The 26,617-nt window shown below is 60.1% G+C and carries 26 protein-coding genes; 6 read left to right on the top strand and 20 right to left on the bottom strand.

Going from position 1 to position 26,617, the window contains the following annotated elements:
* Positions 1-152: 152 nt before the first annotated feature.
* Together EOS_RS11545 and EOS_RS11550 are read left to right on the top strand one after the other, a co-directional pair.
* Positions 153-398 (top strand): hypothetical protein, encoded by a 246-nt coding sequence (locus EOS_RS11545; protein WP_047846771.1) that lies wholly within the window; start codon positions 153-155, stop codon positions 396-398.
* A 405-nt stretch (positions 399-803) separates the two neighbouring features.
* Positions 804-1,121 carry an H-NS family nucleoid-associated regulatory protein gene (locus EOS_RS11550; RefSeq protein ID WP_047846772.1) on the top strand — a complete coding sequence of 106 codons (318 nt, stop codon included), beginning with the start codon at positions 804-806 and terminating at the stop codon, positions 1,119-1,121.
* Positions 1,122-1,368: 247 nt separating this feature from the next.
* Here EOS_RS11550 and rhaS read toward each other — a convergent pair whose 3' ends face one another.
* The 6 genes from rhaS to rhaM form a co-directional block, all read right to left on the bottom strand.
* On the bottom strand, positions 1,369-2,394 hold the full coding sequence (gene rhaS / locus EOS_RS11555) for a rhamnose ABC transporter substrate-binding protein (protein ID WP_047846773.1): 1,026 nt from the start codon (positions 2,392-2,394) through the stop codon (positions 1,369-1,371).
* A 73-nt stretch (positions 2,395-2,467) separates the two neighbouring features.
* On the bottom strand, positions 2,468-3,472 hold the full coding sequence (locus tag EOS_RS11560) for an ABC transporter permease (protein ID WP_047846774.1): 1,005 nt from the start codon (positions 3,470-3,472) through the stop codon (positions 2,468-2,470).
* Positions 3,465-4,505: an ABC transporter permease gene (locus EOS_RS11565; protein WP_047846830.1), complete on the bottom strand. Its 1,041-nt coding sequence runs from the start codon at positions 4,503-4,505 to the stop codon at positions 3,465-3,467. Before EOS_RS11565 ends, EOS_RS11560 begins: the two co-directional genes overlap by 8 nt.
* Positions 4,505-6,028 (bottom strand): sugar ABC transporter ATP-binding protein, encoded by a 1,524-nt coding sequence (locus EOS_RS11570; RefSeq protein ID WP_047846775.1) that lies wholly within the window; start codon positions 6,026-6,028, stop codon positions 4,505-4,507. Before EOS_RS11570 ends, EOS_RS11565 begins: the two co-directional genes overlap by 1 nt.
* An 11-nt stretch (positions 6,029-6,039) precedes the next feature.
* Positions 6,040-6,936, bottom strand: a complete 897-nt coding sequence (locus EOS_RS11575) for an amidohydrolase family protein (RefSeq protein WP_047846776.1) — start codon at positions 6,934-6,936, stop codon at positions 6,040-6,042.
* 32 nt (positions 6,937-6,968) lie between these two features.
* On the bottom strand, positions 6,969-7,283 hold the full coding sequence (gene rhaM, locus EOS_RS11580; protein ID WP_047846777.1) for an L-rhamnose mutarotase: 315 nt from the start codon (positions 7,281-7,283) through the stop codon (positions 6,969-6,971).
* A 159-nt stretch (positions 7,284-7,442) separates the two neighbouring features.
* Here rhaM and EOS_RS11585 point away from each other — a divergent pair, with 159 nt between their 5' ends.
* A complete protein-coding gene (locus EOS_RS11585; RefSeq protein ID WP_047846778.1) occupies positions 7,443-8,393 on the top strand; it encodes a LysR family transcriptional regulator in 951 nt (316 codons plus the stop codon).
* Here EOS_RS11585 and EOS_RS11590 read toward each other — a convergent pair.
* The 4 genes from EOS_RS11590 to EOS_RS11605 all read right to left on the bottom strand — a co-directional run bounded on the left by EOS_RS11590 (position 8,380) and on the right by EOS_RS11605 (position 12,519).
* Complete coding sequence (locus tag EOS_RS11590) at positions 8,380-9,162, bottom strand: SDR family NAD(P)-dependent oxidoreductase (RefSeq protein WP_047846779.1); 783 nt, start codon at positions 9,160-9,162, stop codon at positions 8,380-8,382. The two genes, EOS_RS11585 and EOS_RS11590, sit on opposite strands and share 14 nt — an antisense overlap.
* 7 nt (positions 9,163-9,169) lie before the next feature.
* On the bottom strand, positions 9,170-10,348 hold the full coding sequence (rhmD, locus tag EOS_RS11595) for an L-rhamnonate dehydratase (RefSeq protein WP_047846780.1): 1,179 nt from the start codon (positions 10,346-10,348) through the stop codon (positions 9,170-9,172).
* A gap of 36 nt (positions 10,349-10,384) precedes the next feature.
* A complete protein-coding gene (locus EOS_RS11600) occupies positions 10,385-11,704 on the bottom strand; it encodes an MFS transporter (protein ID WP_047846781.1) in 1,320 nt (439 codons plus the stop codon).
* A gap of 62 nt (positions 11,705-11,766) precedes the next feature.
* On the bottom strand, positions 11,767-12,519 hold the full coding sequence (locus tag EOS_RS11605; RefSeq protein WP_047846782.1) for an SDR family NAD(P)-dependent oxidoreductase: 753 nt from the start codon (positions 12,517-12,519) through the stop codon (positions 11,767-11,769).
* Positions 12,520-12,894: 375 nt separating this feature from the next.
* On the opposite strand from EOS_RS11605, the gene EOS_RS11610 reads away from it, so the two are divergent.
* Both EOS_RS11610 and EOS_RS11615 read left to right on the top strand, forming a co-directional pair.
* On the top strand, positions 12,895-13,173 hold the full coding sequence (locus tag EOS_RS11610; protein WP_047846783.1) for a GlsB/YeaQ/YmgE family stress response membrane protein: 279 nt from the start codon (positions 12,895-12,897) through the stop codon (positions 13,171-13,173).
* Between the two features lie 401 nt (positions 13,174-13,574).
* Positions 13,575-14,534, top strand: coding sequence for a sugar ABC transporter substrate-binding protein (locus tag EOS_RS11615; protein ID WP_047846831.1), 960 nt, complete (start codon positions 13,575-13,577; stop codon positions 14,532-14,534).
* A 12-nt stretch (positions 14,535-14,546) separates the two neighbouring features.
* Here the strand turns inward: EOS_RS11615 and EOS_RS11620 are convergent, their stop codons facing one another.
* From EOS_RS11620 to EOS_RS11640, 5 genes are all read right to left on the bottom strand, one after another.
* Positions 14,547-15,590 carry a substrate-binding domain-containing protein gene (locus EOS_RS11620; RefSeq protein WP_047846784.1) on the bottom strand — a complete coding sequence of 348 codons (1,044 nt, stop codon included), beginning with the start codon at positions 15,588-15,590 and terminating at the stop codon, positions 14,547-14,549.
* Between the two features lie 97 nt (positions 15,591-15,687).
* Positions 15,688-16,947, bottom strand: coding sequence for an SfnB family sulfur acquisition oxidoreductase (locus EOS_RS11625; protein WP_047846785.1), 1,260 nt, complete (start codon positions 16,945-16,947; stop codon positions 15,688-15,690).
* Between the two features lie 128 nt (positions 16,948-17,075).
* A complete protein-coding gene (locus EOS_RS11630) occupies positions 17,076-18,116 on the bottom strand; it encodes an ABC transporter permease (protein WP_047846786.1) in 1,041 nt (346 codons plus the stop codon).
* A 3-nt stretch (positions 18,117-18,119) separates the two neighbouring features.
* A complete protein-coding gene (locus EOS_RS11635) occupies positions 18,120-19,568 on the bottom strand; it encodes a sugar ABC transporter ATP-binding protein (RefSeq protein WP_407639125.1) in 1,449 nt (482 codons plus the stop codon).
* A gap of 11 nt (positions 19,569-19,579) precedes the next feature.
* Positions 19,580-21,058 carry an MFS transporter gene (locus EOS_RS11640; RefSeq protein WP_047846788.1) on the bottom strand — a complete coding sequence of 493 codons (1,479 nt, stop codon included), beginning with the start codon at positions 21,056-21,058 and terminating at the stop codon, positions 19,580-19,582.
* A 266-nt stretch (positions 21,059-21,324) separates the two neighbouring features.
* Here EOS_RS11640 and EOS_RS11645 point away from each other — a divergent pair, with 266 nt between their 5' ends.
* Positions 21,325-22,722, top strand: coding sequence for an LLM class flavin-dependent oxidoreductase (locus tag EOS_RS11645; RefSeq protein WP_047846789.1), 1,398 nt, complete (start codon positions 21,325-21,327; stop codon positions 22,720-22,722).
* Positions 22,723-22,743: 21 nt separating this feature from the next.
* Here the strand turns inward: EOS_RS11645 and EOS_RS11650 are convergent, their stop codons facing one another.
* Genes EOS_RS11650 through EOS_RS11670 form a run of 5 tightly spaced genes read right to left on the bottom strand, consistent with a single transcriptional unit; the run spans position 22,744 to position 26,616 of the window.
* Positions 22,744-23,085, bottom strand: coding sequence for a Rieske (2Fe-2S) protein (locus EOS_RS11650; RefSeq protein ID WP_047846790.1), 342 nt, complete (start codon positions 23,083-23,085; stop codon positions 22,744-22,746).
* 6 nt (positions 23,086-23,091) lie between these two features.
* On the bottom strand, positions 23,092-23,931 hold the full coding sequence (locus EOS_RS11655; RefSeq protein ID WP_047846791.1) for an intradiol ring-cleavage dioxygenase: 840 nt from the start codon (positions 23,929-23,931) through the stop codon (positions 23,092-23,094).
* Positions 23,932-23,940: 9 nt separating this feature from the next.
* Positions 23,941-25,023, bottom strand: coding sequence for a branched-chain amino acid ABC transporter permease (locus tag EOS_RS11660; RefSeq protein ID WP_235442783.1), 1,083 nt, complete (start codon positions 25,021-25,023; stop codon positions 23,941-23,943).
* A gap of 22 nt (positions 25,024-25,045) precedes the next feature.
* Positions 25,046-25,912: a branched-chain amino acid ABC transporter permease gene (locus tag EOS_RS11665; protein ID WP_047846792.1), complete on the bottom strand. Its 867-nt coding sequence runs from the start codon at positions 25,910-25,912 to the stop codon at positions 25,046-25,048.
* Positions 25,909-26,616 (bottom strand): ABC transporter ATP-binding protein, encoded by a 708-nt coding sequence (locus EOS_RS11670; protein ID WP_047846793.1) that lies wholly within the window; start codon positions 26,614-26,616, stop codon positions 25,909-25,911. Before EOS_RS11670 ends, EOS_RS11665 begins: the two co-directional genes overlap by 4 nt.
* Position 26,617 lies beyond the last annotated feature (1 nt).

Raw genomic sequence — 26,617 nt, forward strand, 5'->3', positions numbered from 1 at the left:
GTATCGTTTTGACAAGCAATAATGAGGGCGGCGGCTTTGAGATCCGCCGTCCTGCGCCCGCTTCTGGTGCCTTTGTGTGAAGGGCCGTGACGGGTAAGCCGTTCGAAGGGTCTCAACAAGAAAGATGTCGGATATCGCAAGGGAGAAAATGAATGACCAGAAGTCCCGCCACAGGATCCATGACCTTGCTGACGGAGCGCGATGAAGCCACCGGTCAGGAAGTGCGAACATTGCGCCTCGAACCTGCAGCCGATGGCAAGGCCGTCCTCCTGATCGAGATTGACGAAAGGAAGGCCGGTATCCATCGTGAGGTGCGTTATGAAATCACGCCGGCAGAACTGATTGCAGCGATTCGCGCGCACGGTGCAGAATTGCCGGGCGAGCAACATAATCGGTAAAATGATTTAGGCATACAATAGCGGTATTCGGCGCTATCATTTCTTCGTGGCGCCCGCGGTTGTCTGGGCAAATTGTTGAAATTAGCGGCTGCGTGCATGGTGCATTTGAAACATGAGCAGCCGCCAGCCGTGCACCGATCTGGTCGAAGCTACAGCTGCTGATTCGGCGGCTTACGCATCTCGCACCGGTCTCAAACACAGTAACCAGTTTGTCGAGCCGCGCGCTCGCAGAAGCCCGATTAGCAGGCGCTGCGGGTTAAAGCGGTAATTTGCGGTATTACACTAATTGACGCGCGTCACTCGGCGCGACACGATTTTAGTCAACCCACACATTCCTCGAGCCGCCCCGGTCCGCGCGGGCAGATGGCTCGCCTTCAAGAAAGTAAAAGCTGAATCAGGACAGCCGTGGACGAAAGAAAGCGAGACAGCATCATTGCCTATTTGCGCAGCCGAATGGCTGAGTTTGGCATTACCGAAACGGCTCTGGCCGAAGCATTGGCCGACGTGCCCGTTTCCGTCACCCCTCCTCCTTTGACGAACGGTTCGAGCGCGGCGTCCAAGCGCGCACTGCCGTCCATGCCTCAAATGCCCGAGAATACCAATGGCGCTACGCCGGTATTCAGAAACGCAAGCGGCGACACATGGGACGGTGTAGGTGACATGCCAGAGTGGCTCAAGCGCGCCGTGCATGCAGGGCAGGATATCGAGTTTTACCGGGTTTAAAGCCGCTCGTCTGGCGGGACCGCTTATGCAAATATCGGCGCCCTGCATGACTTGCGGGCTTTGGGCGCGTGTGCGGGCGTGGCACTCGACTTGGCCGATATCCGGGCATTGCGTAACCATTACGTAACCGCCCTTCCGTTTGCGTGCGGCATGCATGCCAAGCGTACGTAGCGCTTCCTGAAATAAAGAACGCCCCGCAGGGCGTTCTTATTCACGTAGGCAACCACTACATCGAACGTCGGCCGCTCTAGAAATTGAAGTTGTCGATATTCGAAGAATCGAACGTGGTCGGCGGTCCAAGCACGACTTCGCCGCTCTTGCCCACCGTGCGTGTGCCCAGCTTGCCGGCTTCGAAGCTGTCGCCTTCCTTGCCCGTGATCGTGCCCGACGCGAGATTAGCCGCCGCGTACGCCGCGAGGTAGCCGAGTTGACCCGGGTCCCACAACTGGAACGCCTTCACGGTGCCGTTCTTGATGAACGCGCGCATCTGGTTCGGCGTACCGAGTCCAGTGACCATAACCTTGCCCTTGGCCGGCGACGTCGAGATATAACGCGCCGCCGCTGCAATACCCACGGTCGTCGGAGCAATGATGCCCTTCAGGCTCGGATACGCCTGCAACAAGCCCTGCGTTTCGACGAACGATTTCTGGTCGTCGTCGTTACCGTAGGCAATCTTCACCAGCTTGAGCTTCGAATATTCCGGCTTCTTGAGCTCCTCCTGCATCCACTTGATCCAGGTGTTCTGATTCGTGGCGTTCGGCGTGGCCGAGAGGATCGCGAACTCGCCCTCGCCGCCCACCAGTTTCGACAATAACTGCACCTGTCCCCGTCCGATCGATTCCGAGTTCGCCTGGTTGACGAAAATCTGCCGGCCATCGGGTGCGGTATCGGAGTCGAAGGTGACGACTTTTATGCCCTGCGACATCGCCTTCTTCAGGTATGGGACAACAGCATTGGCATCGTTAGCGGCAATCACGATCGCGTCCTGACGCTGCGTGATCAACGTATTGATGTATTGGACCTGCGACGACGCGCCCGCATCCGAGGGACCCACTACCTTCCCCTGACCGCCCATCTCCTTGATGGCCGCCAGCCCGCCGTCATCGGCGATGACTTCGTACGGGTTGTTGATCTGCTTCGGCAGGAACGCTATTTTCAGGTCCTTTTTCAGATCCGCAGCGTTCGCGCTGATCGGAATCGTCGCCGCGACGGACACCGCGATCAATGCGGCGCATAACGCCGGACCGCGAATTAACTTAAAGGGTTTGAACATGCTTGTGTCTCCTGATGTCGCGCGCCGCTCCGATTTTTCTGGAGTCTTCACGCTGGTTTTAAAAGCCCAACTTTCATGAAAGCGTCTGCGTCATCAAGCGCTTTTCACGCATGACACGCCAACGTGCAACAAGATTCGGAATCAGCACCGACGACAACAACAAACCACCGGTCACAATGGTCAGCGTCTCACTCGATACATCCGAGAGCGTCAACGCATTGCGCAACACGCCGATGATCAGCAACGACAGCAGCACGCCGATCATCGATCCGCGTCCACCGAAGATACTCACGCCGCCGAACAGCACGGCTGCGATCACCGACAACTCGAAACCCTCGCCGTTGTCGCCGCGTGCGCTGGTGAAGCGCAGCGTATAGACCACGCCCGCGAGCGCGCTCATCGCGCCGGACAACATGAAAAGCTTGAGTTTCGTGCGCGCCACGTCAATGCCCGAGAACTGCGCGGCAACCGGATTCGCGCCGGTCGCGTAGAGGCTGCGCCCGAACGGCGTGGCCTGCAGCAGCACCGTGAAAACAATCGCGCCGATGATCACAAGCACGAACGGCATCGGCAGGAATGCGGCGATCGTGTCGATACCGAATGCCGTGTAGGACGCGGGAAAGTCCGCGACAGCCTGATCGCCCAGCAGCACGTACGCGAGGCCCCGAAACAGCGCGAGCGTGCCGATAGTCACGGCAAGCGAGGGCAGATTGAAGCGCACGATCACGAGGCCGTTGAACAGGCCGGCAAGCGTCCCTGCAACCAATACGATGGCGATCACAAGCGGCATGGGCAAACCCATGTGCCAAAGCACGCCCATCAGTGCACTCGATGCGCCGAGCACCGACGCCACCGACAAATCGATCTCGGCCGCGACAATGATCAGCGTCATCGGCAAGGCGATCAGCGCGATCTCGGTGAAATCGGCGAGCATGTTCGAGAGGTTCGCGCTTGACAGGAACATCGGTGACAGGACGCGTCCGAGGATCACGCCAAGCACAAGCACCACCACGAGCATGGTTTCCCACGAGACGTGCCGGCGTTTTGTCAGCGTGAGTGCGGAATCGGGTTTAGCCATGATCGCGTTTCCTCATCATGCGGCGCGCGACGGAGCGCGCCAGGAGTGTGTCGAGCGTGATCGCTGCGACGATCAACGCTCCCTGGATGGCCTGCTGCCAGAACGGCGATACGCGCAAGACCACCAGCGCAATGTTGATGACGCCGAGCACGAGCGCGCCTAGTGTCGCGCCGAGTATGGTGCCGACGCCGCCGGTAATTGCCACGCTGCCCACCACGGCCGCGGCCACCACCTGCAATTCGATACCCTTCGCCGTGCTCGCTTCGACCGTGCCGAAACGGGCCAGCCACAAGACGCCCGCGAGGCCCGCGATCGCACCGGACAACAGGAAGCCGATCATCACGCGGCGTTCTACGCGGATACCCGCAAGCCGCGCTGCTTCCGGGTTTGAACCAATCGCATAGTGCTCGCGCCCGCCGCGATATTGCTTGAGATAAATGCCGATCGCGACCAGCACCACCACCGCTATCAAGACCAGGTTCGGCAAGCCGAGCAGCGAACCCGTGGCGATGCGCGAGAACGCATCGGGAAGGCTGGTTGCGTTGATCTGGCCGCCGTGGACCCAGGCGTAATCGGCGCCGCGCACGATATACAGCGTCGATAAGGTCGCCACCAGCGAAGGTACGCGCCCGAACGTCACCAGCGTGCCGTTCACTCCACCGATCACGAGGCCGATGGCAATGCCCGCCAGCATCGCCACGACTATCGGCATGTGCGGGAACATCACGAAGAGACTGCCGACCGAATACGCACTGACGCCGACAACCGACGCCACCGACAGATCGATATGCCGCATCAGCATCACGACCGTCATGCCGGCGGTAAGCAAGCCGATGATCGACACATTGAGCAGAACGTCACGCAGATTCTGCAGATTGAGGAACTCGGGTTTCACCGCGGCGGTGGCCGCAACCAGCGCGATCAGCACGACAAATAACGTCGCCTCGCGGCTGCGAACGAGGTCCGTCAGCAGGTTGCGGCGTTTGGGCTTAGGTGCGTGCACGGCAGGCATCGCAGGAGAATGTCGGGTCATCATGCGGCCTTCCCCAGCGTTGACGGCGATGCACCGAGAGCCGCGCTCATCACGCGTTCTTCGTTTGCGTCGGCGCGCGCGATGTCGGCGCTGATGCGGCCTTCATGCATCACGAGAATGCGATCGGCCATACCGAGCACTTCGGGCAGCTCACTGGAAATCATCAGGACCGCCATGCCTTCACGCACCAGTTCCGCTAGCGTGCGGTACACCTCCGCCTTGGCGCCGACGTCGATGCCGCGCGTCGGTTCGTCGATGATCAGCACTTTAGGCCCTGTGGCAAGCCACTTTCCGAGCACGACCTTCTGCTGATTGCCGCCTGACAGCGTGCCCACGGGGGCGTCGAGATCGCTCGCTTTAAGTCGCAAGCGGCGGCCCCAGTCGGCGGCAAGCGTGTTTTCACTGCGTGACGATATCAACCCATGTTTGACGAGGCGTCCGAGCACCGTCAGCGACGCATTGCGCGCAATGCTCAGTTCCAGCGCGAGACCTTGTGCACGCCGATCCTCGGGCACCAGCGCGAGCCCGGCGCGAACTGCCGCTTGCGGCCGGCCGAGTTGCAAGGGCTTGCCCGCGATACTGACTTCACCCGCATCCACAGGATCGATACCGAAGATCGCGCGCGCCACTTCGCTGCGACCCGCGCCAACGAGCCCCGCCAACGCTACGATCTCGCCCGCGCGGACCTCGAACGAAACGTTCTTGAACACGCCATCGCGCGTCAGGCCACGGACTGAAAGACGTACCTCGCCGGGCGCAACATCTGCTTTCGGATAGAAGGTATCGAGATCGCGCCCGACCATCTTGCTCACGATCGAATCGATAGTCATGTCCGCGGTCATTGCGTCGAAGACCTTCAGGCCATCGCGCATGATCGTCAAACGTTGCGTCAGCGCGAACACTTCGTCCAGCCGGTGCGTGATGAAGAGGATGGCGGCATTGCGTTCACGCAATGAGCGCACGATCGCGAACAGGCGTTCGACTTCGGTCAGCGACAACGCCGCCGTCGGCTCATCCATGATCAGCACATTCGCGTTCAGCGACAGCGCTTTGGCAATCTCCACCACTTGCTGATCCGCGATGGACAAGCCGCGCACCAGACGCTCCGCACGCAGATTGACACCCAGCGATTGCAGCAGCGTATCCACCTCGCGATTCATTTCGTCGTAGCGAATCCGGCCGAGCCGGTCGCGCGGCTGACGTCCCATGTAGATGTTTTCCGCAATGGACAGGTCCGCGAACAACGTGGGTTCCTGATAGATCACGGCGAGACCGGCGTCGCGTGCCTCGGCGGGATTCGCAAAGATACGAGCCTGTCCATCGACGAGCAATTCGCCCGAGTCCGGCTGATAGACACCCGCGAGCAGCTTGACCAGGGTCGACTTGCCCGCTCCGTTTTCACCGAGCAACGCATGCACTTCACCCGGCCATAACGCGAGGCTGCCGTCACCGAGCGCACGCACGCGGCCGAACGACTTGCTCGCGTGCCTTAGCTCCAGCCGAGGCGGATTGTTAATGCCCATTCCTGTCTCCTTCAGATGCGATAGATCCGCTCTGCGTTGCTTATGAAAAGCGCATGTTTTTCTGTACCGCTCAAGTCTTCTACGATGGACGCATACGCGTTCCACAAGCCTTCATAGGTCGCGAACAACCGGTCGACCGGGAAGTTCGACGCGAACATCGAGCGGTCGCAGCCGAACGCATCGATGGTCTCCAGCACATACGGACGAAAACTCTCGACGCTCCACTGGTGATCGAACATGGCAAGGCCGCTGATCTTCACCGCCACATTCGGACACGCAGCGAGTGCACGCAAACCGTCGCGCCATGCACGAAAACCCTCGACCGACGAACGGTCCACAAACATGCCCGCATGATTCACGATGAACTGCGTGTCGGGATGCTCTTGTGCAAGTGCAACCGCTTCATTCATCTGCGACGGGTAAAGTTGAAGATCGAACGACAGCGAATACTTCTTCAGCAACGCAAAGTTCTGGCGCCATTGCGGTTCACGCATGTAGTGCCGGCCCACGTAGTCATAGAGTGGATTGGCGTGCACATTGAGGATTTGCCGGATGCCTCGCGTGTTGGCGAACGCAGCATGTCCTTCGAGCACTTCATGCACCTTGTCCGCCGATGCCGATAAATCCGCACCCGCCACAATCGCATTCGGCATGCCGTGGCCTTCGTTATCGGCGACGTGTTGCAGCCAGCGCGTTTCTTCCACCGGATCGGCGGGATCGTGATTGGCATCCACATGCACGAGCTTCAACACCTGCACCGGCTCGGCATCGCGCAGCAAATCGCCGATCAGATAGTCATGTTTCAGACCACGCGCATCGCCGACAAACGACGTACCCGGGTTCGCCAGCCACGGATAGTGATGCGTCTTCAAATCCCAAAGGTGAATATGCGGATCGACAACCTGCATGGATATGTCCTCGTGCCGCCAAATCTAAAAAATCAGGGAAGATGGAAAACCGGCGCGAGCGCGTATTGCACCGGCGAGCGGTCAGGGTTCGTTTCCATCAGGTCGGTCATGCTGTCCCACCATTTGCGCATGATGGGCAGATCGGGCAAGGCGTCCATGGTGTGATCGCGCTCACGCTTAAGCGTGGCGAACAGGTGCCCGCTGGTTTCGTCAAGGAAAATCCAGTAATCGCGGATCCCGGCGTTGCGTAACGCCTCGGCCAGCTCGGGCCAGAGATCGCGATGACGCCGCTCGTATTCAGCGCGCTGGCCCGGTTTGAGGGTCATCCTGAACGCAATCGTCTCCATTGCGGCTTGCCTTTTATAGGTGTTGAACCGGTTGAGTCGTAGTTAGACTCACGGCTTTTGCGCTACGACTATAGTTCGCCTACTGATAACATGACAATCCGAAGTGAGGATCAGCCGATCGCAAAACCGAATCGCTTAATGGACACACGAGGACGCCCGATGAACCAGAACGTCTCCCAGATTGCCCTCGTCAACCGCCTGAAATTCAAGCATCTGGCGCTGCTTGTCGCCCTCGACGACGCCCGCAACCTGCACCAGGCCGCCGAGGCCATCAACGTCGCACAACCCAGCGCCAGCCGGATGCTCAGCGACATAGAAGAAGCGTTCGGCTTCCTGCTGTTCGAGCGCAACGCACGCGGCATGCAGCCCACGCCGCTCGGCGTCGCCACGCTCGCTTACGCGCGCCGGTCGCTGGCCGACCTCACGCGCTTCGCCGCCGATCTCGAAAGCAAGCGGCGCGGCGGTCATGGCCAACTGACCATCGGCGCGATCATGGGCGCCGCGCCCGACGTGCTCGCCATGGCCATCGCCGAACTCAAAAGCGAGCGGCCATTGCTCAACGTGCGCATTCTTGGCGAAACCAGCGACCAGGTAGTGCAATTGCTGCACCGCCGGGAAGTGGATCTCGCGCTCGGCCGTCTCACCACGCCGCTCCAGCACAACGACTTTGACTTCGAACCGCTTTCGCGCGAGGCCATGCGGCTGGTCGTGCGCGCCGCGCATCCCCTCGCCCATGAAACCTCGCTCTCGCTCGACGCGCTGATCTCCTGGCCCTGGATCCTGCAACCGATCACCAGCCCGGCGCGCGCGTTGTTCGAAGACGAGCTCGCTCGGGCAGGACTCGCCTCGCCGTCCAATGTGGTCGAATGCGCGTCGATCTTCGCCACGCTTCAGCTGCTTCAAAACAGCGACGCGGTCGCCATGCTGCCGGAATCCGTCGTGCGCGATTATCTGCGCGCGCAATTGCTGATCGAACTGCCCATCGAGATCGGCAAAAGTCTCTCGGGCTTCGGCTTGCTGCGGCGCAAACATGAAACGCTCAGCGAGCCCGCCGAATACTGCATCGCGTTGCTGCGCAAATACTCGGCCAGTTCGTTCACTGAAGGTTGACGAACAGGCCGCCATCCACGAGGAGCGACGCGCCCGTCACATATCGCGCGCGGTTCGATGCAAGGAACGTCACGCACTGCGCGACGTCGTCGGGCTCACCCAGGCGTCCCAGCGGAATGCGTTTTTCGAAGTACGCGCGTTTTTCCGTGTCGGCGAGATCTTCCGCGTTTAGGTCCGTCGCGATGGTGCCGGGCATCACCGAATTGCAACGGATGCCGTAAGGTCCCAGCGCGATCGCGCACGACTGCATCAGCGAATGAACGCCCGCTTTGGTCGGCGTGTAATGCGTCTGCATGGCGCCGCCGACGAGCGCACTGATCGAACTGGTCGCGACAATCGCACCGCCGGTTCCCTGCAATTTCATCTGGTTCGCGACAGCCTGGGTCACATAAAACGCGCCGTTCAGATTCACACCGACGGTGGCTTCGTACACCGACGCCGGCATGTCGAGGAACGTGTGGAATGGACAGATGCCGGCGTTGCTGGCGAGGACATCGACATGGCCGAACGCGTCCACCGCCTGCTTCACGAGTTCCAGTCCCGTTTCACGCTGAGCGACGTTCCCTTCGACCGCGATCACCCGGCGGCCAAGCGTTTCTATCTCGTCGACCACTTCCTCCACCGCCGACAAGCGTCCGTACGAGCGGTCGTTGTCGCCCCAATAGTTGAGCACGACGTCCGCGCCTTCCTTCGCACAAGCCACGGCGATCGCACGGCCAATGCCTCGCGATGCGCCAGTGACGATCACCACTTTGTTGTCGAGCAGCACGATAACCTCAATGTGTATAAGGACGCACAAGGGTGCATTCAGGATTGAGCCGCACGCCGAAGCCCGGCGTCTCCGGCACCTTCATCCGGCCATTTACAGGCACGGGTTCGTCGAGCAGCAGCGGGTTGAACATCGGCACCACTTCGTCGGCTTTCGGCGCCATCATCAGGAATTCCGCGAACGGCGAGTTGTGCCGCGTCACCACGAAGTGATAGCTATAAACCGATGAACCATGTGGCACGACAAGCACGTTATGGGCATCGGCGAGCGCGGATATCTTAATCAGTTCCGTGATGCCGCCGCACCAGCCCACATCCGGCTGAACCAGATCGGCACAGCCCATTTCGAACAGCATGCGGAAACCCCAGCGCGTGGCTTCATGTTCGCCGGTCGTCACCATCATGCCGCGCGGCACCGAGCGCCGCAGTTCGGCGTAACCCCAATAGTCGTCGGGCGGCAACGCTTCTTCGAGCCACTTCAGACCATGCTCCTTCGCCGCATGCGCGAGACGCGTTGCGTAGTTCAGGTCGAGGCTCATCCAGCAGTCGAACATCAGCCAGAAATCGTCGCCTACCTTGGCGCGCATATCGGCGAGCTTCGCGATGTTCTTCGCGAGCCCTTCCTCACCTTCAGCCGGTCCATGCTGCAACGGCATCTTGCCACCGATAAAACCCATCTCCTTCGCCAGATCGGGACGTGCACCGGTCGCATAGAACTGCAGCTCGTCGCGTACAGGGCCGCCTAACAGATGAAACACCGGTTCCTTGCGCACCTTCGCGAGCAGGTCCCACAACGCGAGATCGACACCCGAGATCGCATTCAGCACAATGCCTTTGCGCCCGTAATAGAGTGTGGCGAAATACATCTGGTCCCACATCTTTTCAATGTCGGTCACACGCTGCCCTTCGAGAAACCGCGCCAGATGTTTCTCCACGATAAAAGCGCCAATCTCACCGCCCGTGGTCACCGCGAAGCCGACCGTCCCGTCGCTCGCTTCAATTTCAACGACAAGCGAACCGAGCACATTGATGCCGAACGACTGACGGCTTTGCCGATACTCGGGGTAACGCGCCATTGGCGTGGAGATATGGTCGTCGATCCAGTGATCGGCGCCCTGATCGTGATAATCGGCGCCGCCGCCGCGAACGGTGAACGCACGAACGTGACGAATAGTGGGCATGGACATGATCGGACTCCGTAGTGGTTCTGGTGGTTCTAATGTTCAGGACACTTTGGCGCGCTCGCCATGCGTATAAGCAGATATCCGCGCAGGCCGCACGAACACGATGATCGCGATCGCGGCGAGCACGGCAACGAGCCCGAGCAATACAAGGCCGGCACTCGTCGATGTATAGAAACGCTCGGCGCTCGTGCGCACCATCGGCGCTACGAAACCACCGAGGCTACCTAGCGAATTGATCAGCGCGATGGTTCCGGCCGCGGCTGCGCCAGTGAGGTAATGCGTGGGAAAGGTCCAGAACAGCGGTTGCGCTGCAATCAGACCGCTGGCCGCGAAGCACAACGCGATCAGTGAGACCATCGGTTGCCCCGCGAGACCTGACACCGCAATACCCGCGCCGGCGACGACCAGCGTCGCCACGGCGAGCCATCGATGCTGACCAAAACGATCGGCATAACGCGGCACCGTCCATGTAACGAGCACCGCGCATAACCAGGGGATGGCCGTGACGAAACCGACCTTTGCACCCACATTCGCTCCAAGCAATGCAGCCACTTGTTGCGGCAGATAAAAGATCACGCCGTAAACAGACATCTGGATCAGGAAATACACCGCCGACAAGATCAGCACACGCGGATCGATCAACGCTGCCAGCACGCTGCGCGGTCCATGCTCCGACGCAGCGTGTGCGTCCTGAGCGAGCCGCGAGAGCAGCAGGTCACGTTGTGTAGCATCGAGCCAGCGCGCCTTGGAGGGATCATTGTCGAGATACCAGAACGCCCATACGCCGACTACGGAAGCGAGACAACCCTCCACCAGGAAGAGCCATTGCCAGCCCGCGAAACCGAGCGCGCCATGCAGGTCGAGCAAGGCGCCGGACAGCGGACTGCCGAAGATGAACGCGAGCGGCGCGCCGAAATAGAACACGCCTAGCGCTCTCGCCCGCGCCGATTGTGGAAACCAGCGCGTGAGGTAATAGACGATGCCGGGAAAGAACCCTGCTTCGGCGACGCCGAGCGCGAAGCGCAGCACGTAGAACGTCGTGGCCGTATGCGCGAACGCCATCGCCGCCGATACAAGCCCCCACGTCACCATGATCCGGCACATCCAGAGCTTCGCACCCACGCGATGCAGCAGCAAGTTGCTCGGCACTTCGAAGAGTGCATAGCCCACGAAAAATACGCCCGCGCCGAACGCAAAGGCTGCATTCGACAGGCCCGTATCGTGCTGCAACGCTTTCTGAGCAAAGCCAATATTGGCTCGGTCGAGAAACGCCAGCATGTACATCAACAGCAGGAACGGCAGCAGACGACGCATCACGCGAGCGGTGACGGCGTCCTCCGCAGTAGCGTGATCGCTCATGCGTGTCTCCGGATATTTTTATGTCGCGGGCGGGATCCGCGGAATCGTTTCAGCTGGCAGCTTCAGTACGTCGCGCGGCCACCGGACAGATCGAACACGGACGCCGTGCTGAACGCGCAATCTTCCGAGCTGAGCCACAGGATCAGCGATGCTGCTTCTTCCGGCAGAAGGAAGCGGTTCATCGGAATCTTGGAAAGCATGTAGTCAATATGCTGCTGCGACATGGAATCGAAAATCTCGGTCTTCGCTGCAGCCGGCGTCACCGCATTGACCAGGATGCCGCGCGTGGCGAGCTCCTTGCCCAATGACTTCGTGAGGCCGATCAGGCCGGCTTTCGAGGCGCTATAGTGCGACGCATTCGGATTGCCTTCCTTGCCCGCCACCGACGCAATATTCACGATCCGTCCGTAACCTTCCTTCAACATATGCGGCACCACAGCACGGCACGTGAGATATGGCCCGATCAGGTTCACGTCGATCACACGGCGCCATACGTCCGGCGCCAGCTCCCAGGTCGTGCCGTTGCCGCCGGTGATACCCGCACAGTTGATCAGCACGTCAATCTTTCGATGCGCTTCCAGCGTCGCCTGCGCCGCCTGTTCAACCGACGCTTCCTCGGTCAGCTCGACTACGGCGACGCTGACCTTGCCAGCCTTCGCGAGTTCGCCGCGCGCGCGTTCGAGGCGTTCTGCATCGATGTCCCACAGCGCGACTTCAGCACCTGAGCCCAGCGCTCGTTGCGCCACCGCATAACCAATACCGCGCGCGCCGCCGGTGATCACCACGGTTCGTCCGGCCAGATCGATCTGGTTCATCGTGTCTCCTTGTCTTTAGGATAATTGTTGATTCGGCGCCTGCTTCATGCCGCTAATGAACGAACTATAGGGGCGCTCTCATAGCAAAACAATCCGACTATTCGATGGTCCGATAGCAAAAGTGAATCGGAAGCGGCTAGAGGGACTATTCGGGTTCGGGTATAGCCGGATGACAGCTGACAACGTTAAGCGGCAAGCTTGGTGAATCGGTCGTTCTTGCCACTTTGGCCCTTTCGGGCACGCGGCTTGCTGTGACCGGTAAGCCCATCGATTCAGGGGGACCATGGAAATCACATCACGAATGATGCCTCCCAGAAGTATCGTCACCACCATGCTGGTAACCCGCTATGCGGATTTCATCTGACGGAGAACGCTATGGAACCTGTTTCACACGGAATCATTTTCTGGCTGATCATTGGCGGAATTGCCGGCGCGCTCGCTGGCCGGATCGTCGATGGCGGCGGCTTTGGGATCATTGTTGACATCATCGTCGGCATTGTCGGCGCGTTCATCGGCGGATGGCTGGGTGGCGTTCTCGGCATCCATCTAGGCGGCGGCATCATTGGTTCGCTGATTACTGCGCTGATCGGCGCCGTGATCCTGCTAGTCATTCTGCGGCTGTTTAGCCGCGGGCGCGCCGGGCCAACGGTCTAATCGTACCGGGCGGCGACACGCCGCATTTCGTTTGATAAAAATCCCGCGCGAGGCAAGCCTCGCGCGGGATTTTTCTTTAGCGGATTCTAAATTTTTTCCAATGTAAGGCATCCTGACTAGCCCTAAGCTTCAACACCAATAGTTCAGAAACGCGCGATCTGTCATGCTCGGTACACCCATTCCCTTACGCCTTATCAAGGCAACGCCAAGCCTGTCTTGACGCTGGGCTGGTACATTCCAGTGTCGAAATCAAATCTGAAAACAGAATAATCGAATCGAGATTCATGCTGGTTTTTACGCCCTTCATTAACTGCGCCAAACTCTCATTCGATATGCATAAGAAGGAAAATACCGATCGGACTCGTGCTTTGCTAAAAGGTCGTGGGCCGTTTACCGGGCGCATGGCGGCAGTGCTGGCCGCGTTGCTTGCGAGTGCCGCGCTTTCTGCTCCTGCAGCGGCCGACGCGCCGTCGCTCAAGGGCAAGCGTATTGGCATATCCGTCGCCGGCACGGAGCATTATTGGGACCTGAAGGCCTATCGGGGACAAATAGATGAAGTGAACCGGCTGGGTGGAATTCCAATCGCGCTGGACGGCGGCCGGAAAGATAGTCAGCAGATCGCGCAGCTCCAGATGCTGATCGCGCAAAAACCGGATGCCATCATTGAACAGCTCGGCACGGTGTCGGTGCTCGAACCGTGGCTCAAAAAGATCCGCGAAGCAGGCATCCCGCTTTTTACCGTCGATACCGCCAGCCCCTCGAGCATCAACGTAACGACCTCCGATAACTTCTACATCGGCGAGCAACTAGCGTTGAAGCTCGTGAACGATCTGCACGGCGAAGGCAATATCCTCGTCTTCAACGGCTTCTACGGCGTGCCGGTCATTGCGATGCGCTACGACCAGTTGCGTGAGGTGCTGAAGTGGTATCCAAAGATCAAGATCATTCAGCCCGAGTTGCGCGACGTCATTCCGAACACCGTGCAGGATGCTTACTCGCAGGTCAGCAAGTTGCTCAACATGTATCCGAAGGGCACCGTGCAAGCTATCTGGGCGGCGTGGGACGTGCCGCAGATCGGCGCGACGCAGGCGGTCGATGCCGCGCGTCGTTCGGAGATCAAGACCTACGCGGTCGATGGCAGCCCCGACTTCGTCGCGCCCGTCAAGAACCCGCAATCCAGCGCCGCGGCGGTGGTCGCACAGCAGCCTTACCTGATTGGCAAGACCGCTGTCGACAATGTCGCGCGCTATCTGGCAGGCGAGCGAACGTTGCCGCCGGCCACTTATGTACCGTCGATTCTCGTCAGCAAGGACAACGCAGCGGAGGCACAGAAGACGCTGGGCCAGGCCGGCGCCAAGTGAACGACCGCCGCTCTAGTCACGAACCTCGGGAATCCACCCTGCCTTAGCCACATCCGCCCGTCTAAAATCCACAAACTTCGACTCAAGATCCGCAATCGTGCGGATATCGTTCTTGACCAGGTCATTGCGCGTGATCAATGCGGGTTTGATTTCAATCCGATGCCCCGGGTCCTGGCCCGCTACCAGCAACGCAGCCGCTCGCACCGAAACCGCACCCACTACGGCCGGATTAGTCGCAGCCGTGGCGACCCACGGACTTCCCGGTGCCCGGATCGCCTCGATATCCGCCGTCGATATGTCAGCGCTATAGATCCGCACCTTCGAAGCAATGCCCGCTTCGTCCGCCGCAAGCTTCGCGCCTCGAGCGAACTCGTCGTACGGAGCGAAGACCACACGCACGTCAGGATGCGCCCGATACGCCGCAGCAGCCTGGTTCGCCACCGACTGCGCAATCGGATTGTCCACGGTACCAAACCGCGCCGCTTCCGTAATCTTCGGATGCGCAGTCTTGAATGCCTTCCAGACCGCATCGCGCCGGTCCAGCGGAGCGAACCCCGGCACATAGACATACGCGGCCGCGAACGCATCGCCATTATCTTTAACCGCCTGATCGAGCAATAGCGTCGCAAGATCATGGTCACTCTGCTCGATCTGCGGAACCTTCGGATTGCCAAGATCAACGTCAAAGGCCACCACCTTGATGCCTTTATCTAGTGCTGTCTGCACTACGTCTTTCAAGGACTCCGGCAGACCATGATTCACAATGATCGCTGACACGCCAAGATTTATCGCCTGCTGGATCTGGTCACGTTGCTGAGCCGCATCCTGACGGCCCTCGTAAATACGCAAGTCGACACCCAGCGCCTTAGCCTGCTTTTGCGCGCCCGCCTCGTAAGCCTGAAAAAAATCGCCAGTCGAAAGATAGTTGACCAGCGCGATCTTGACGCCGCCTTTATTGAACGGTGCGGGCGCATTGGGCAAGCCGCCTGCCGCGTAAGCGGTGATGCTGCCGGCGAGCAATGCAGCGACGAATACGCGGCCGATAGGTTTAAACATGAAGGGGAGTTTCCGTGGAGTGAGAGCATCGAAACAACATGGCGCGCCATGACTTGGCTCGACATGCGCAACCGCTATATTCATTACAGACCGGGCTTTAATTCCAGGGATGGCGCGCCGGCTTGATGCCGTTCAAGTAATAGTTGCCCACCAGGTGATATTTCCAGCGCACCGGATCGTGCAGCGTATGCGTGCGCGCATTGCGCCAGTGGCGATCGAGGTTGTGGACGGCGAGCGTCGATTGAGTACCCGCCAATTCGAACAGCTTTTCACTGGCAAGCAATGCGATCTCAGTGGTCAATACTTTTGCTTCGCCGACCGCTACTGACGCGCGGGCGATATCGTCCTCGCTCGGCGTAGCGGCTTGCGCCGCGATCGTGTCCAGCGTCCGCGCCGCACGTTCGAGCAACGCCTCGGCCGCGTGCAACTGGATGTGAAGATGCCCCACCTCACGCACGACTAGCGGATCGTCGCTCGCGCGCTCCACGCCGCTATCGATCCACGGCCGCGAGCGTTCACGTACGAATTTCAGCGTGTCATCCACCGCTGCCCGCCCAATACCCGCATCGATAGCAGCCTGAATGATCTGGGAGATCGGGCCATTGAGCGTCGGCAAGTCCGTTACCCGGTGCGCCGGAAATACGTGAGATGCCTGGACCCGCACCTGCTCTGCGATAACCGTGCCGCTCGCCGTCGTGCGCTGGCCGAAACCCGACCAGTCGTCGATGACCTGCAGCCCTGGCGTACCCTTGGGAATATAGGCAAGCCAACCACGGCGCTCGTCGTCGAGACCCAAAATAGGTACGTAGTCCGCGAACAATGCACCGGTCGAATAGAACTTCGTGCCGTGGACGACGTACTCGTCACCTTTGTCCGTAACGCGTGTCTTCAAGTCGAGGACGTGTTTCGTGCCCTTCTCCGAAAAGCCGTTGCCGAAGCGCTTGCCCCGCAGTATCTCGCCGAAGAAAAATTGCTTCTGCGGCTCGGTTCCGGTTAGCGCAATGATGTCCACCAGTCCCAGATGATTCTGGGGCAACTGCGCAAGCGACGGGTCGGCGGCGGCAATGATCTTGATGACTTCAGTCAGCGTCACATACGACACACCGGCGCCGCCGTATTCTTTCGGCACCGTGATCGCCCACAAACCGGCTTGCGAAAACCAGTCGATTTCCTCGTACGGCAAACGGCGCTCGCGATCGCGCTCACTAGCCTGCTCAGCAAGACGAGCCGCGACTTCATGGGCGACAGCAATGGCTTCAGCATCGTCGCGGATGATGCGGGCCGGTACTTTCGTTGAAGCGTTGTCTGAATAAATCGTTGCAGGACGCGCTGCTGTGTTTTCCGGAATGGCCGACATGCTTACCCTTTTATGTATAGGACCACCATCAATCTAGCAGCGCCTTGACCGGGTTCAAACCGAACGATAACGCTAAGGACATCAATGCAACGTTGCTACGCTTAGCTTCATTTCTTCTTAGCGGAAATTCAACGCGTCGCCTGCCTGCCAATGCTGAACGTAAATGCCAGCGCCCCGACCAGCAGCGCGCCCTTGATAAAATCCTGCATGTAATAAGGCGCATTGAGCATGGTCAGCCCGTTAAGCAACACGCCGACAAACACGGCGCCGACAACCGAGCCCAACACGTTGGGACGCTTGGCGCCCCACACCGCATAACCGATAAGCGCGGCGGCTACCGCATCCAGAAGGAGCGAATTGCCGGCACCGACATCACCGCGCCCGACGCGCGCGGCAATCAACGCGCCGCCAAGCGAAGCGATCACGCCCGATGCAACATACGCCGCCACGCGATAACGCGCGGTTGGCGCACCCGCTAGCCGGGCAGCCGTTTCGTTACCGCCAGTTGCATAGACCACGCGGCCCCATCGCGTGAATTCCATGACGAGCACGGCGATCAGCGTGACCACCGCGAGCACGATCACCGGCACGGGTACGACATCGAGCCAGCGGGCCCGTCCTAGTGCCAGGAAGGCCGCCGGGAACGATCCCGTGGTCTCCGTGCCGTCCGGCAGGATCGTGCCTGTCGCCAGCGAGCGCCCGCCCGTTGGAATCAGTTGGAGTCCGGCCAGCAGGAACAATGTGCCGAGCGTCGCAAGCTGATCCGGGACACGAAGACGCGTGATCAGCAAGCCGTTAAAAAGTCCTGCACCGACACCTAACGCGAGACATGCCGCAATTGCAGCGAACGCGTTGCCGTGCCACACGACCAGCACGTAGCTCGCGGCCATCTGGGCGGTCGCGGCCGTGCTGCCGACGGACAGATCGAAACCACCGACCGCCAGCGTTATGCTGACGCCGACCGCCAGAAGTGCGACGATCGACGCAGCCTGCAAGATGCTGAACAGATTGTCTACGCTCAGAAAGGCCTGCTCTCGCCACGTGAACACGGCGCCCAAAATCGCGAGCAGTAGCAGGATCCCGCTGCGTTCGAGTTGCGTCCTGATGCTGGTGCGCCTGAACTCCGTTCCAACAGCGGATGTTGCTTCGGTAGAAGCGCCAAGTTTCATACGTCAGGCTCCGGCAAGATCTTCAATGCTTGTTTCAATAATCGAACGATCGAAGCGCAGCACGCGGTCCGCCACTTCGAACGCCTCCTCGATAGCGCTGACGAATACCAGCGTGACCCGCCCCGCCGCACTCGCGCGCAACGCGTCGGCAATGTCCGCGCGGGCGCCGGCATCGACGCCCTGGAACGGTTCGTCGAGCAACAGCACGCGGGCAGGTTCCGCATGCGATCGCGCCAGCACGACCTTTTGCTGATTGCCGCCCGAGAGATTGACCACGCGGTCCTCGGGACCGTTGCATCGAATGGAGAAGCGCTTGATCGCGGACTCGGCCTGCCGGCGTTCGCGCGACCTGTTTATCCACCCGGCTTTGAACCAGCGCGACAGGAACGGGAAACTCAACGTGCCTTCAATCGATGCGAATGGCACGCTGTCCGGAAAGAGCGACGTATTCCAGCGGTCCTCGCCAACGAGGAAAACGCCCGAGCGAATCGCCTCGGCGGCTGAGCGCGGCTGCCATGGCTTGCCATCGAGTGTCATCGTGCCGGCCACAACCGGTTCGATACCAAAAAGCGTTCGGGCAAGCCGCGACTTGCCGCCACCTACCGGCCCCGCGAACGCGACTATCTCGCCACGGGCCGCGTCGAAGTCTATCGGCGGGCTATCCGTACCCGAAAACAATTTCAAGCCTCGAACCTGAAGCCCTTGATTTGCAGTCGAAGGTACAGTTCGACGCTCACGCGTCTTCGGCAACGCGCGGCCGATCATCGTTTCGATGGCGCCATCGAAGTCGAGCGGAGGCTTAAGGTTTGCGACAAGGCGGCCATCCCGGACGATCACCGCGCGGTCCGCCATTCGCTTCAGATCGCTTAGTCGATGCGACACCAGCAGCATCGCGACACCACGCTTGCGCAACGTATCGAGCGCGGTGAAAAGACGCTCGGCTTCGGCGGATGAAAGGCTTGCCGTCGGTTCATCGAGTATCAGGACTGCCGGCTTATCTGCGAGAGCGCGGGCCAGCGTGACAAGCTGCCTCGTCGCAAGCGACAGCGTATAGAGCGGCGCACGCAGATCGACATCGAGGCCAACTTGCGCAGCGATGGAACGCGCCTCTTCCAGCCGGGCCGCAGGCCCGACGAACCATGGCGTGGCCGCGTTGTTGAAACGATCGAGCAGAAGGTTGTCCGCAACCGACAAAGCCGGCACGACCGAATCAGCTATCGATTGATGCATGGTCGCTACGCCCAGCGCCTTCGCTTCCTGCGGTGAGGCCGGTGCGTACGGTTTGCCGTGCAGTTCAAGCGAGCCGCTATCACCGGGATACACGCCGCTCAGTATCTTGACGATAGTCGACTTTCCCGCCCCGTTAGCGCCCATCAACGCGACGACTTCCCCTGCCGCAATGGAGAGATCAAATCGATCGAGCGCAACGGTCGAGCCGAAGCGTTTCGACACCGAGCGCGCGACTAACACTGGCAAGCCGGCCGTGAGGCGGTGGCTGTCGTCGCCGGCGTGAGCGCATCTTCGTCGTCGACATCATGCGCGGTCGGCTCATAGCGGATCAACACGAGGAACACGATCGGAATTACGGCTGCCAACGCTACGATCCAGAACATGTCGGTGCCAAAACGCGCCTTGAGGATGGGCAATACGAACAACGCCAGCGCACTGCCGATGCCGGCAAGCGAGCGGCCGAAACCTACGCCCGTGCCGCGAATCGAGGTCGGATAAGACAACGCCGGATAGATCATCATCTGTGCGCCGGGGCCAAAACCCTCAGCAAACAACCATGTGCCCAACATCAGGACGGCGAGTCCGATACCCAGCGCCGCCTGCGGATGCCCGATCAGCGCCAGCGCAATCAGCGAAACGAACTGCAACGCAAAGCCTGCTATTGCAACATGTCGCGATGGAAATTTATAGGCCAGCCGCATGCCAAGCAAACCACCTGTCAGCGCGAACAGCACGTTAAGCCCAAGCGACGCTGCGATTGTTTCGAACACACCCGCGCCGAGGAATTGCGACAGTATCGACGGCAGGAAAAAGGCGATCGCAGTGTATTCGAACGGGATGCAGAGATTCATCACGCTGGCGACCAGCGTGCGTTGCAGGTAAGGCCGCTGGAACAACACGCGGAATTTGACCGGCGGCTGCTTCGACGCTTTCTGTTCCTGCGCATCGTCCACGGCATGTGCGTGAATGCCGTACGACTCACGCAGGATACGTACCGCCTCTTGCAGATTGCCCTGGTTCGCAGCCCACAATGGCGACTCGTTCATGAACTTGCTGCGAACCACGATGATGACCAGCGCCGGTACCGCCCCGAAGATGAGCGATGCCCGCCAGAGCCAGTCGGCATGCTGAGCTGGAAGAAAAAAGTACAACGCGAACACGATCAGAAAACATACCGACGACGCCGCGTACCACATCGGGCACCACGCGGCGAGCCGCGACGCCTTGTTCCCGCGCCCGTTGAACTTGGAGAATTCAGAAAGGAACGCCATCGCCACCGGCAAGTCGATGCCCACGCCCAATCCCATCACGAAGCGGGCCGCAATCAGTACCCAGACATTCGGCGCAAGCCCCGCTGCAATGGCAGCGACAACGAAGAACAGCATGTCGGCCATGAAGACCTGGTAACGGCCAATCTTGTCGGTGAGCCATCCGCCGGCGAGGCTGCCGAGAATGGTTCCGATCATGATCGATGAACTGACAAATCCGCTTAGCGCGGGGGTCAAATTGAATTCACGCGTGACGTCCTGGATGCCGTATGAAAGTGTCGTGAGATCGTAGGCGTCGAGAAACACACCGCCCAATGCGAGCAGAACAATCACGCGAGCGTGATTGTTCTTCGACCGGCTGTTGTTGATCAGGCGCGATACGTCGCTGGCCGATCCGATCGGCAATGACGCAGGCAAGACGGTTTCGATGTCGACGGTGCTCAAGATGCGCCTCCTTGCTTGATGGGGTTCCACGGCAAAGAAGCTTTATACGGACAGCTATCGTGTCACGCAAAGAACAAGTTTTTCTTTCGATATGAACGGCTCAAGGGCAAGTTCCAATGATCTGCTGCCAGGGGTCGCTCGATGTATCGTCTTTACAGCCACGCACATATGCAAAGCTGAAATCGTTAGAGCGGTCGATCGATTCGGCGACTACATTGTCTGGTTGTGAAAGTGAAATTCAAGAGAAAATCGAGTAATCGACAGCTATGAGCAAAACCATCCATTTCAATGCGTTCGAGATGAACTGCGTCGGTCATCAGTCGCCGGGCTTGTGGTCTCATCCACGCGACCGGTCGTCGCAATACAAGGACCTCGAATACTGGACTGATCTTGCAAAAATTCTCGAGAAGGGTTTCTTCGACGGCATCTTCATAGCCGACGTAATCGGTTATTACGACGTCTACAAGGGCAGCAATTACCACGCGATCCATCAGGCGGCGCAGATCCCGGTCAACGATCCGCTGCAGCTCGCGGCGCCCATCGCAATGGTGACCGAGCACCTGGGCATCGGCATCACGGCGTCGACGACCTTCGAGCATCCATACACGTTCGCGCGCCGCCTTTCAACAGCCGATCACCATACGAAAGGCCGCGTTGGATGGAATATCGTGACGTCGTATCTGGAAAGCGGCGCGAAGAATATCAGCGAAGGCGGCTTGCGCAAGCACGCGAACCGCTACGAAGTGGCGGCGGAATATATCGAGGTGCTGTACAAGCTTTTCGAGGGAAGCTGGGAAGAAGACGCCGTGGTCCGGGACCGTCACAACCGGGTCTTTACGCACCCCGAGAAGGTCCATGAGATAGGTCATCACGGAAAATACTTCGACGTGCCCGGCTACCATCTTTGCGAACCCTCACCTCAGCGCACGCCGGTGCTCTATCAGGCTGGCGCGTCTGGCGCGGGCAAGGCGTTCGCGGCTCAGCACGCCGAGTGCGTATTCGTCGCCGCCCCGACGAAGGAGGTGTTGAAGAGTTATGTCGCCGACGTCCGCCACCAGGCTGCGGAGGCCGGGCGTAACGCCGCCGGATTGCTGATCTACAACCTGGTCACGGTCATCGTCGATGAGACCGATGCCAAGGCGCAGGCGAAGTTCGAAGAGTACCGCCGCTACACCTCCTACGATGGCTCGCTCGTGTTCATGTCGGGTTGGACCGGCGTCGACTTCGGCCAGTACGCGCCGACCGATCTGGTCAGGAAGGTGGAGACCAACGCCATCGTCTCAGCTATTGAACATCTGGCGGGCGGCGCGAAGTCGTGGACTATCGACGAACTCGCGGCATGGGGCGGTATCGGCGGCATGGGGCCGGTCTTCGTCGGTTCCGCGGCAACTGTTGCCGATATTCTGCAAACCTGGGTGGAAGAGACCGGTGTCGACGGTTTCAATCTCGCTTATGCGGTCGCGCACGAGACCTTCGAGGACATCGTCAATTATCTGGTGCCGGAGTTGCAGCGGCGCGGCGTTTATCGCAAGGAATATACGCCCGGGACCTTGCGCGAAAAGCTGTTCGGTAGGGGGCGCTTGTTGCCGGCCGAGCATCCAGGTGCACGGTATCGGGACATCGAGTCGTTCAAGCGCGGGGAAGCGCAGAGTTCGCTCGAGTAACGATCGGCTTTCTTTTTGCGGCTAACGTGGACCTTGTTCATCGACCCGTATTTTCCTGCCCTCGATGCGGATCGGCACGGGTGTGAGGCTCGCGCCAAGGCATGGACCATCCACGCACACCCCGTCCTCGAACCGAAACATCGCGCTGTGATGGGCACACATGAGAAGCTCGCCGCCATAGGCACAGAACGTGTTCGGCTCGTAGTTCAACGGGATCGAAAAGTGCGGGCATACATTGCGATAGGCCCATGCGCTGTCCCCTCTGCGCAGCACGAGCACTTCAGCCCGCGCTTCAAAACCACCGCCGTCCGGCACGTCATCGAGGGTGCAAAGATAAGCGCCGTCGCTTACTCGATCGCCCATGGTTTTTCACTCCTTCGCGATCAGCACGAAGTCGCGCTCCACCTCGAAGTACGGCTTCGCTCCCTTACTTTCCCTGAGCACGTACTCCACAACCAGCGACGACTTCACACCAAAGACCGCATCCGATTCAACGTACGTGTCATCGGATGAAAACAAGGCTGTCGTCACAGTCTCGTAACCCGGTGCTTCGATCAGGAAATGCACATGCGCCGGGCGCATCGGATGGCGGCCGGTCGCCGCGAGCATCTTGCCGACCGGGCCGTCGTCGGGTATCGGGTAACTGGTGGGCTTGATCGCGCGAAAAGCGTATTCGCCTTGCGCATTCGATCGGAACCGGCCGCGCAGGTTGCTCTCCGGCTGCTCGGGGTCCTGCCCTTCGTACATGCCGTTGGCAGCCGTCTGCCATACCTCGATGAGTGCGCCGGCTACCGGCTTCCCGTGCATGTCGACAAGACGTCCATGAAACAGCGCGGGTTCGCCTTCGGTCTGCGCAATGTCCGCACCGAAGGCGGCGTCCTTCGCACCTTCGCGATAGAACGGTCCAAGCAAGCTGTTCTCCGTCGACTCCCCCTCACGGCGGTTGTTAATGGCATCGAGCAAGATCGACAGACCGAGCGTGTCGGATAGCAGAATGAACTCCTGGCGAATGCCGTCGCACTTCTTGCCGGTCGCGGTCAGGAATTCGATGCCCTGCCGCCATTCCGTTTGCGTCAACCGCACTTCACGAGCGAAGTCATGCAGATGCCGCACGAGCGCAGTCATGATCTCCCTGGTACGAGGATTGGCGCAGCCACTGAAGGACTGCAGCACGGTTTCGGTGATGGTCTCGCTGTTCTGGTCTTTCATCGTCTTACCTCAAGGTGCTGCATGCAGGGGGTCCGCTGAGTCCGCGGATTCTTTAGGCGCGGGTGAAACCGAGGGTCCGGTGTCGAGGAACACGACGCGCCGGCCGACGGGAAAAAGTTGCAGGCCGAACCGCCGCGATACGTAACCCCACAATCCCTGCGGGAAAAACATCGTGACGACGATCGCAAGCGTGCCCAGTCCGATCAGATACCAGGTGCCAAAATCCGACAAGAACTTGTTCAGCAGGAAGAATATCAGGGTACCGATGATCGGCCCTTCGAGCGTACCCAGGCCGCCGATCATCACGATGAAAATCGCGAAGGCAGTCCAGTTTACGGAGAACGCTGCGTCGGGCGAAATACGCAGATTGCCCACGAAATAGAGCCCGCCCGCGAGCGCGGCGCCGCCTGCCGACACGAGATAGACCCCGAGCCGGGCACGTTTTACATCGACACCCTGACTGTTCGCCGCCACCGCGTTGTCGCGCATCGCGGTGAGCGCGAGGCCGCGTTTCGAGCGCAGAAAGCCATACAGCAAGCCGATAGAAGCCGTGACAATGGCAAGCGCCAGCCACAGGGTCAGCGATTCGCGCAACGAGCGTGGCACGTCCTGCAGCGCGGTCAAGCTCGTTCCTGATCCGCCGCCAAGCCAGGACACGTTCGCCACTGTCAAGCGGACCACCTCGGCGATCACCCATGTGCCTATGGCGAAGTACCCGCCTTCCAGCCGGAACGCAACAAGCGATACGGGCACCGCGATCAGCGCGGCAATAGCGCCGGCAATCGGCACGGCGACGAAGGGCGATACGCCGCCATAGTTGGCAAGCACCAGCATCGCGTACCCGCCAATGCCGAAATACACCTGTTGCCCGATCGACACCAGACCGCCGTAACCCGCGAGCAGGTTCCACATCATCGCGAAGACCAGATACGCGGCGATCTGCGTGAAGTCGCGCAAGGTGTCTCGACCTGCCCAATAGGGGAAACTTGCGACCAGCGCAGCGACGATCAAGAGGACGAACACCGCCACTCTGCTTGCACGCGTCGCCCGCCGGATTTCGAAACTTCGCTTACTAACGTTCATCACGCTCATTTGGCTCACCTCGTAGCGGGCGTCACGCTGTCTTGGGCAACAGGCCCTGAGGCCGTACCGTCAGCAGCGCAAGAAACAGCACATGACCTAGCCAGATGCCCCAACCAGGATCGAAATAGAAGCCGGCCTGCTGAGCAATGCCGAGTGCGATTCCGCCAAGGAATGTGCCCCAGAACGACCCCATCCCACCGATGATCACCGCCTCGAACGCATACAGCAGCAACGCCGGGCCGTCAGAGGGAGAGACAGCCGTACGCATGGCATAGAGCGTGGCGGCAAGCGCGATCAGCACGAAGGCGATGCTCATCGCGAGGGCGAAGGTCCTGCGCGGCGAGACACCCATCAGTTGCACGATCTCGCGGTCGTCGGAGGTGGCGCGAAAGGCCCGACCGAGCGGCGTGTGCCCGAACAACCACTGCAGCCCGAGCGTGGCCGCCACCGTTACGGCAAGCGTCAGCAGTGGCAGGAGCCCGAGCGCGATGCCGCCCGGCAACGCAATGCTCATCGATTCGAACCCGCCTGTCGCGAGCGAGCGCGGGTCGGCGGAAAACACCTCTTGCAGCACATTCTGGATCACGATAGAGAGGCCGAAGGTGACCACGAGCGATGGCAAGGGATCGCGGCCGCTTACGCGATTGAGGACGGTGTATTGCACCGCGTAACCCGCACCGAAGGCGATTGCGATCAGCGGCGGCACGGCGGCCCAAAGCGGTATATGAGCCCAGTTCGTGAGGACGAACAGGACGAACACCAGCAGCACGATGAAGTCGCCGTGCGCGGTATTGGTCAGGCGCATGACACCGAACACCAGCGACTGGCCCATCGCGAAGAGCGCATAGAGCGCGCCGAGCAAGACGCCCTGCAAGAGGATGTTGATCAGTGAACTCATGAGACCGCTCCGAAATAGGCTTGCGTGATGGCTTCGTCGGAGACCTCGGCCGACGCCCCCGACAAAGACACGCGCCCCTCCTGAAAGCAATAGAAGCGCTTCGACACGCGCCGTGCGAGTTGCACGTCCTGCTCGACGACGATCGCACTCATGCCGTCGGCGACAATCGACGGCAGGGCGGCGTAAATTTCCCTGACGATCACGGGTGCGAGGCCCAGTGAAAGTTCGTCACACATGAGAAGTTCCGGATTACTCATCAACGCACGGCCAAGCGCGACCATCTGCTGCTGCCCACCGGACAGCGCCGTTGCCGGATGATGCCGCCGCTCCTTCAGCACAGGAAAAAGCGCGTAGACGGTATCGAGGCTCCAGCGACCGGGCCGCGAGCAATACGCGCCGAGCATCAGGTTTTCCTCCACTGACAAGCTCGCGAAAAGCCGCCGCCCTTCCGGCACGAGCGCAATACCCTTGCCCACGATGCGTGCAGCAGCCATGCCGCCGACCGGCTCACCCTTGTAGACAATCTGCTGCGCGGGCGCGCGCAGGAGTCCCGCCAGCGCCTTCAGAAAGGTGGACTTACCCGCCCCGTTCGAACCGATCAACGCAATCACTTCACCCCGGTTGACTGTTACATCGATGCCGAACAGCGCCTGGAAGTCGCCGTAAAAAGCGGTCAGGCCGTGAGTTTCAAGAATGGCCGGCATG

This window comes from Caballeronia mineralivorans PML1(12), assembly GCF_001028175.1.
GTDB lineage: Bacteria > Pseudomonadota > Gammaproteobacteria > Burkholderiales > Burkholderiaceae > Caballeronia > Caballeronia mineralivorans.

What these genes read in the sequence shown, in the direction of transcription:
- EOS_RS11610 (WP_047846783.1), top strand. Translation starts at nt 12,895, where the DNA reads ATGGAACCTGTTTCACACGGAATCATTTTCTGGCTGATCATTGGCGGA.
- EOS_RS11655 (WP_047846791.1), bottom strand. Translation starts at nt 23,931, where the DNA reads ATGAAAGACCAGAACAGCGAGACCATCACCGAAACCGTGCTGCAGTCC.
- EOS_RS11620 (WP_047846784.1), bottom strand. Translation starts at nt 15,590, where the DNA reads ATGTTTAAACCTATCGGCCGCGTATTCGTCGCTGCATTGCTCGCCGGC.
- EOS_RS11560 (WP_047846774.1), bottom strand. Translation starts at nt 3,472, where the DNA reads ATGGCTAAACCCGATTCCGCACTCACGCTGACAAAACGCCGGCACGTC.
- EOS_RS11630 (WP_047846786.1), bottom strand. Translation starts at nt 18,116, where the DNA reads ATGAAACTTGGCGCTTCTACCGAAGCAACATCCGCTGTTGGAACGGAG.
- EOS_RS11645 (WP_047846789.1), top strand. Translation starts at nt 21,325, where the DNA reads ATGAGCAAAACCATCCATTTCAATGCGTTCGAGATGAACTGCGTCGGT.
- rhaM (WP_047846777.1), bottom strand. Translation starts at nt 7,283, where the DNA reads ATGGAGACGATTGCGTTCAGGATGACCCTCAAACCGGGCCAGCGCGCT.
- EOS_RS11650 (WP_047846790.1), bottom strand. Translation starts at nt 23,085, where the DNA reads ATGGGCGATCGAGTAAGCGACGGCGCTTATCTTTGCACCCTCGATGAC.
- rhmD (WP_047846780.1), bottom strand. Translation starts at nt 10,348, where the DNA reads ATGTCCATGCCCACTATTCGTCACGTTCGTGCGTTCACCGTTCGCGGC.
- EOS_RS11570 (WP_047846775.1), bottom strand. Translation starts at nt 6,028, where the DNA reads ATGGGCATTAACAATCCGCCTCGGCTGGAGCTAAGGCACGCGAGCAAG.
- EOS_RS11670 (WP_047846793.1), bottom strand. Translation starts at nt 26,616, where the DNA reads ATGCCGGCCATTCTTGAAACTCACGGCCTGACCGCTTTTTACGGCGAC.
- EOS_RS11565 (WP_047846830.1), bottom strand. Translation starts at nt 4,505, where the DNA reads ATGACCCGACATTCTCCTGCGATGCCTGCCGTGCACGCACCTAAGCCC.
- EOS_RS11615 (WP_047846831.1), top strand. Translation starts at nt 13,575, where the DNA reads ATGGCGGCAGTGCTGGCCGCGTTGCTTGCGAGTGCCGCGCTTTCTGCT.
- EOS_RS11665 (WP_047846792.1), bottom strand. Translation starts at nt 25,912, where the DNA reads ATGAGTTCACTGATCAACATCCTCTTGCAGGGCGTCTTGCTCGGCGCG.
- EOS_RS11625 (WP_047846785.1), bottom strand. Translation starts at nt 16,947, where the DNA reads ATGTCGGCCATTCCGGAAAACACAGCAGCGCGTCCTGCAACGATTTAT.
- rhaS (WP_047846773.1), bottom strand. Translation starts at nt 2,394, where the DNA reads ATGTTCAAACCCTTTAAGTTAATTCGCGGTCCGGCGTTATGCGCCGCA.
- EOS_RS11585 (WP_047846778.1), top strand. Translation starts at nt 7,443, where the DNA reads ATGAACCAGAACGTCTCCCAGATTGCCCTCGTCAACCGCCTGAAATTC.
- EOS_RS11575 (WP_047846776.1), bottom strand. Translation starts at nt 6,936, where the DNA reads ATGCAGGTTGTCGATCCGCATATTCACCTTTGGGATTTGAAGACGCAT.
- EOS_RS11600 (WP_047846781.1), bottom strand. Translation starts at nt 11,704, where the DNA reads ATGAGCGATCACGCTACTGCGGAGGACGCCGTCACCGCTCGCGTGATG.
- EOS_RS11545 (WP_047846771.1), top strand. Translation starts at nt 153, where the DNA reads ATGACCAGAAGTCCCGCCACAGGATCCATGACCTTGCTGACGGAGCGC.
- EOS_RS11605 (WP_047846782.1), bottom strand. Translation starts at nt 12,519, where the DNA reads ATGAACCAGATCGATCTGGCCGGACGAACCGTGGTGATCACCGGCGGC.
- EOS_RS11660 (WP_235442783.1), bottom strand. Translation starts at nt 25,023, where the DNA reads ATGAGCGTGATGAACGTTAGTAAGCGAAGTTTCGAAATCCGGCGGGCG.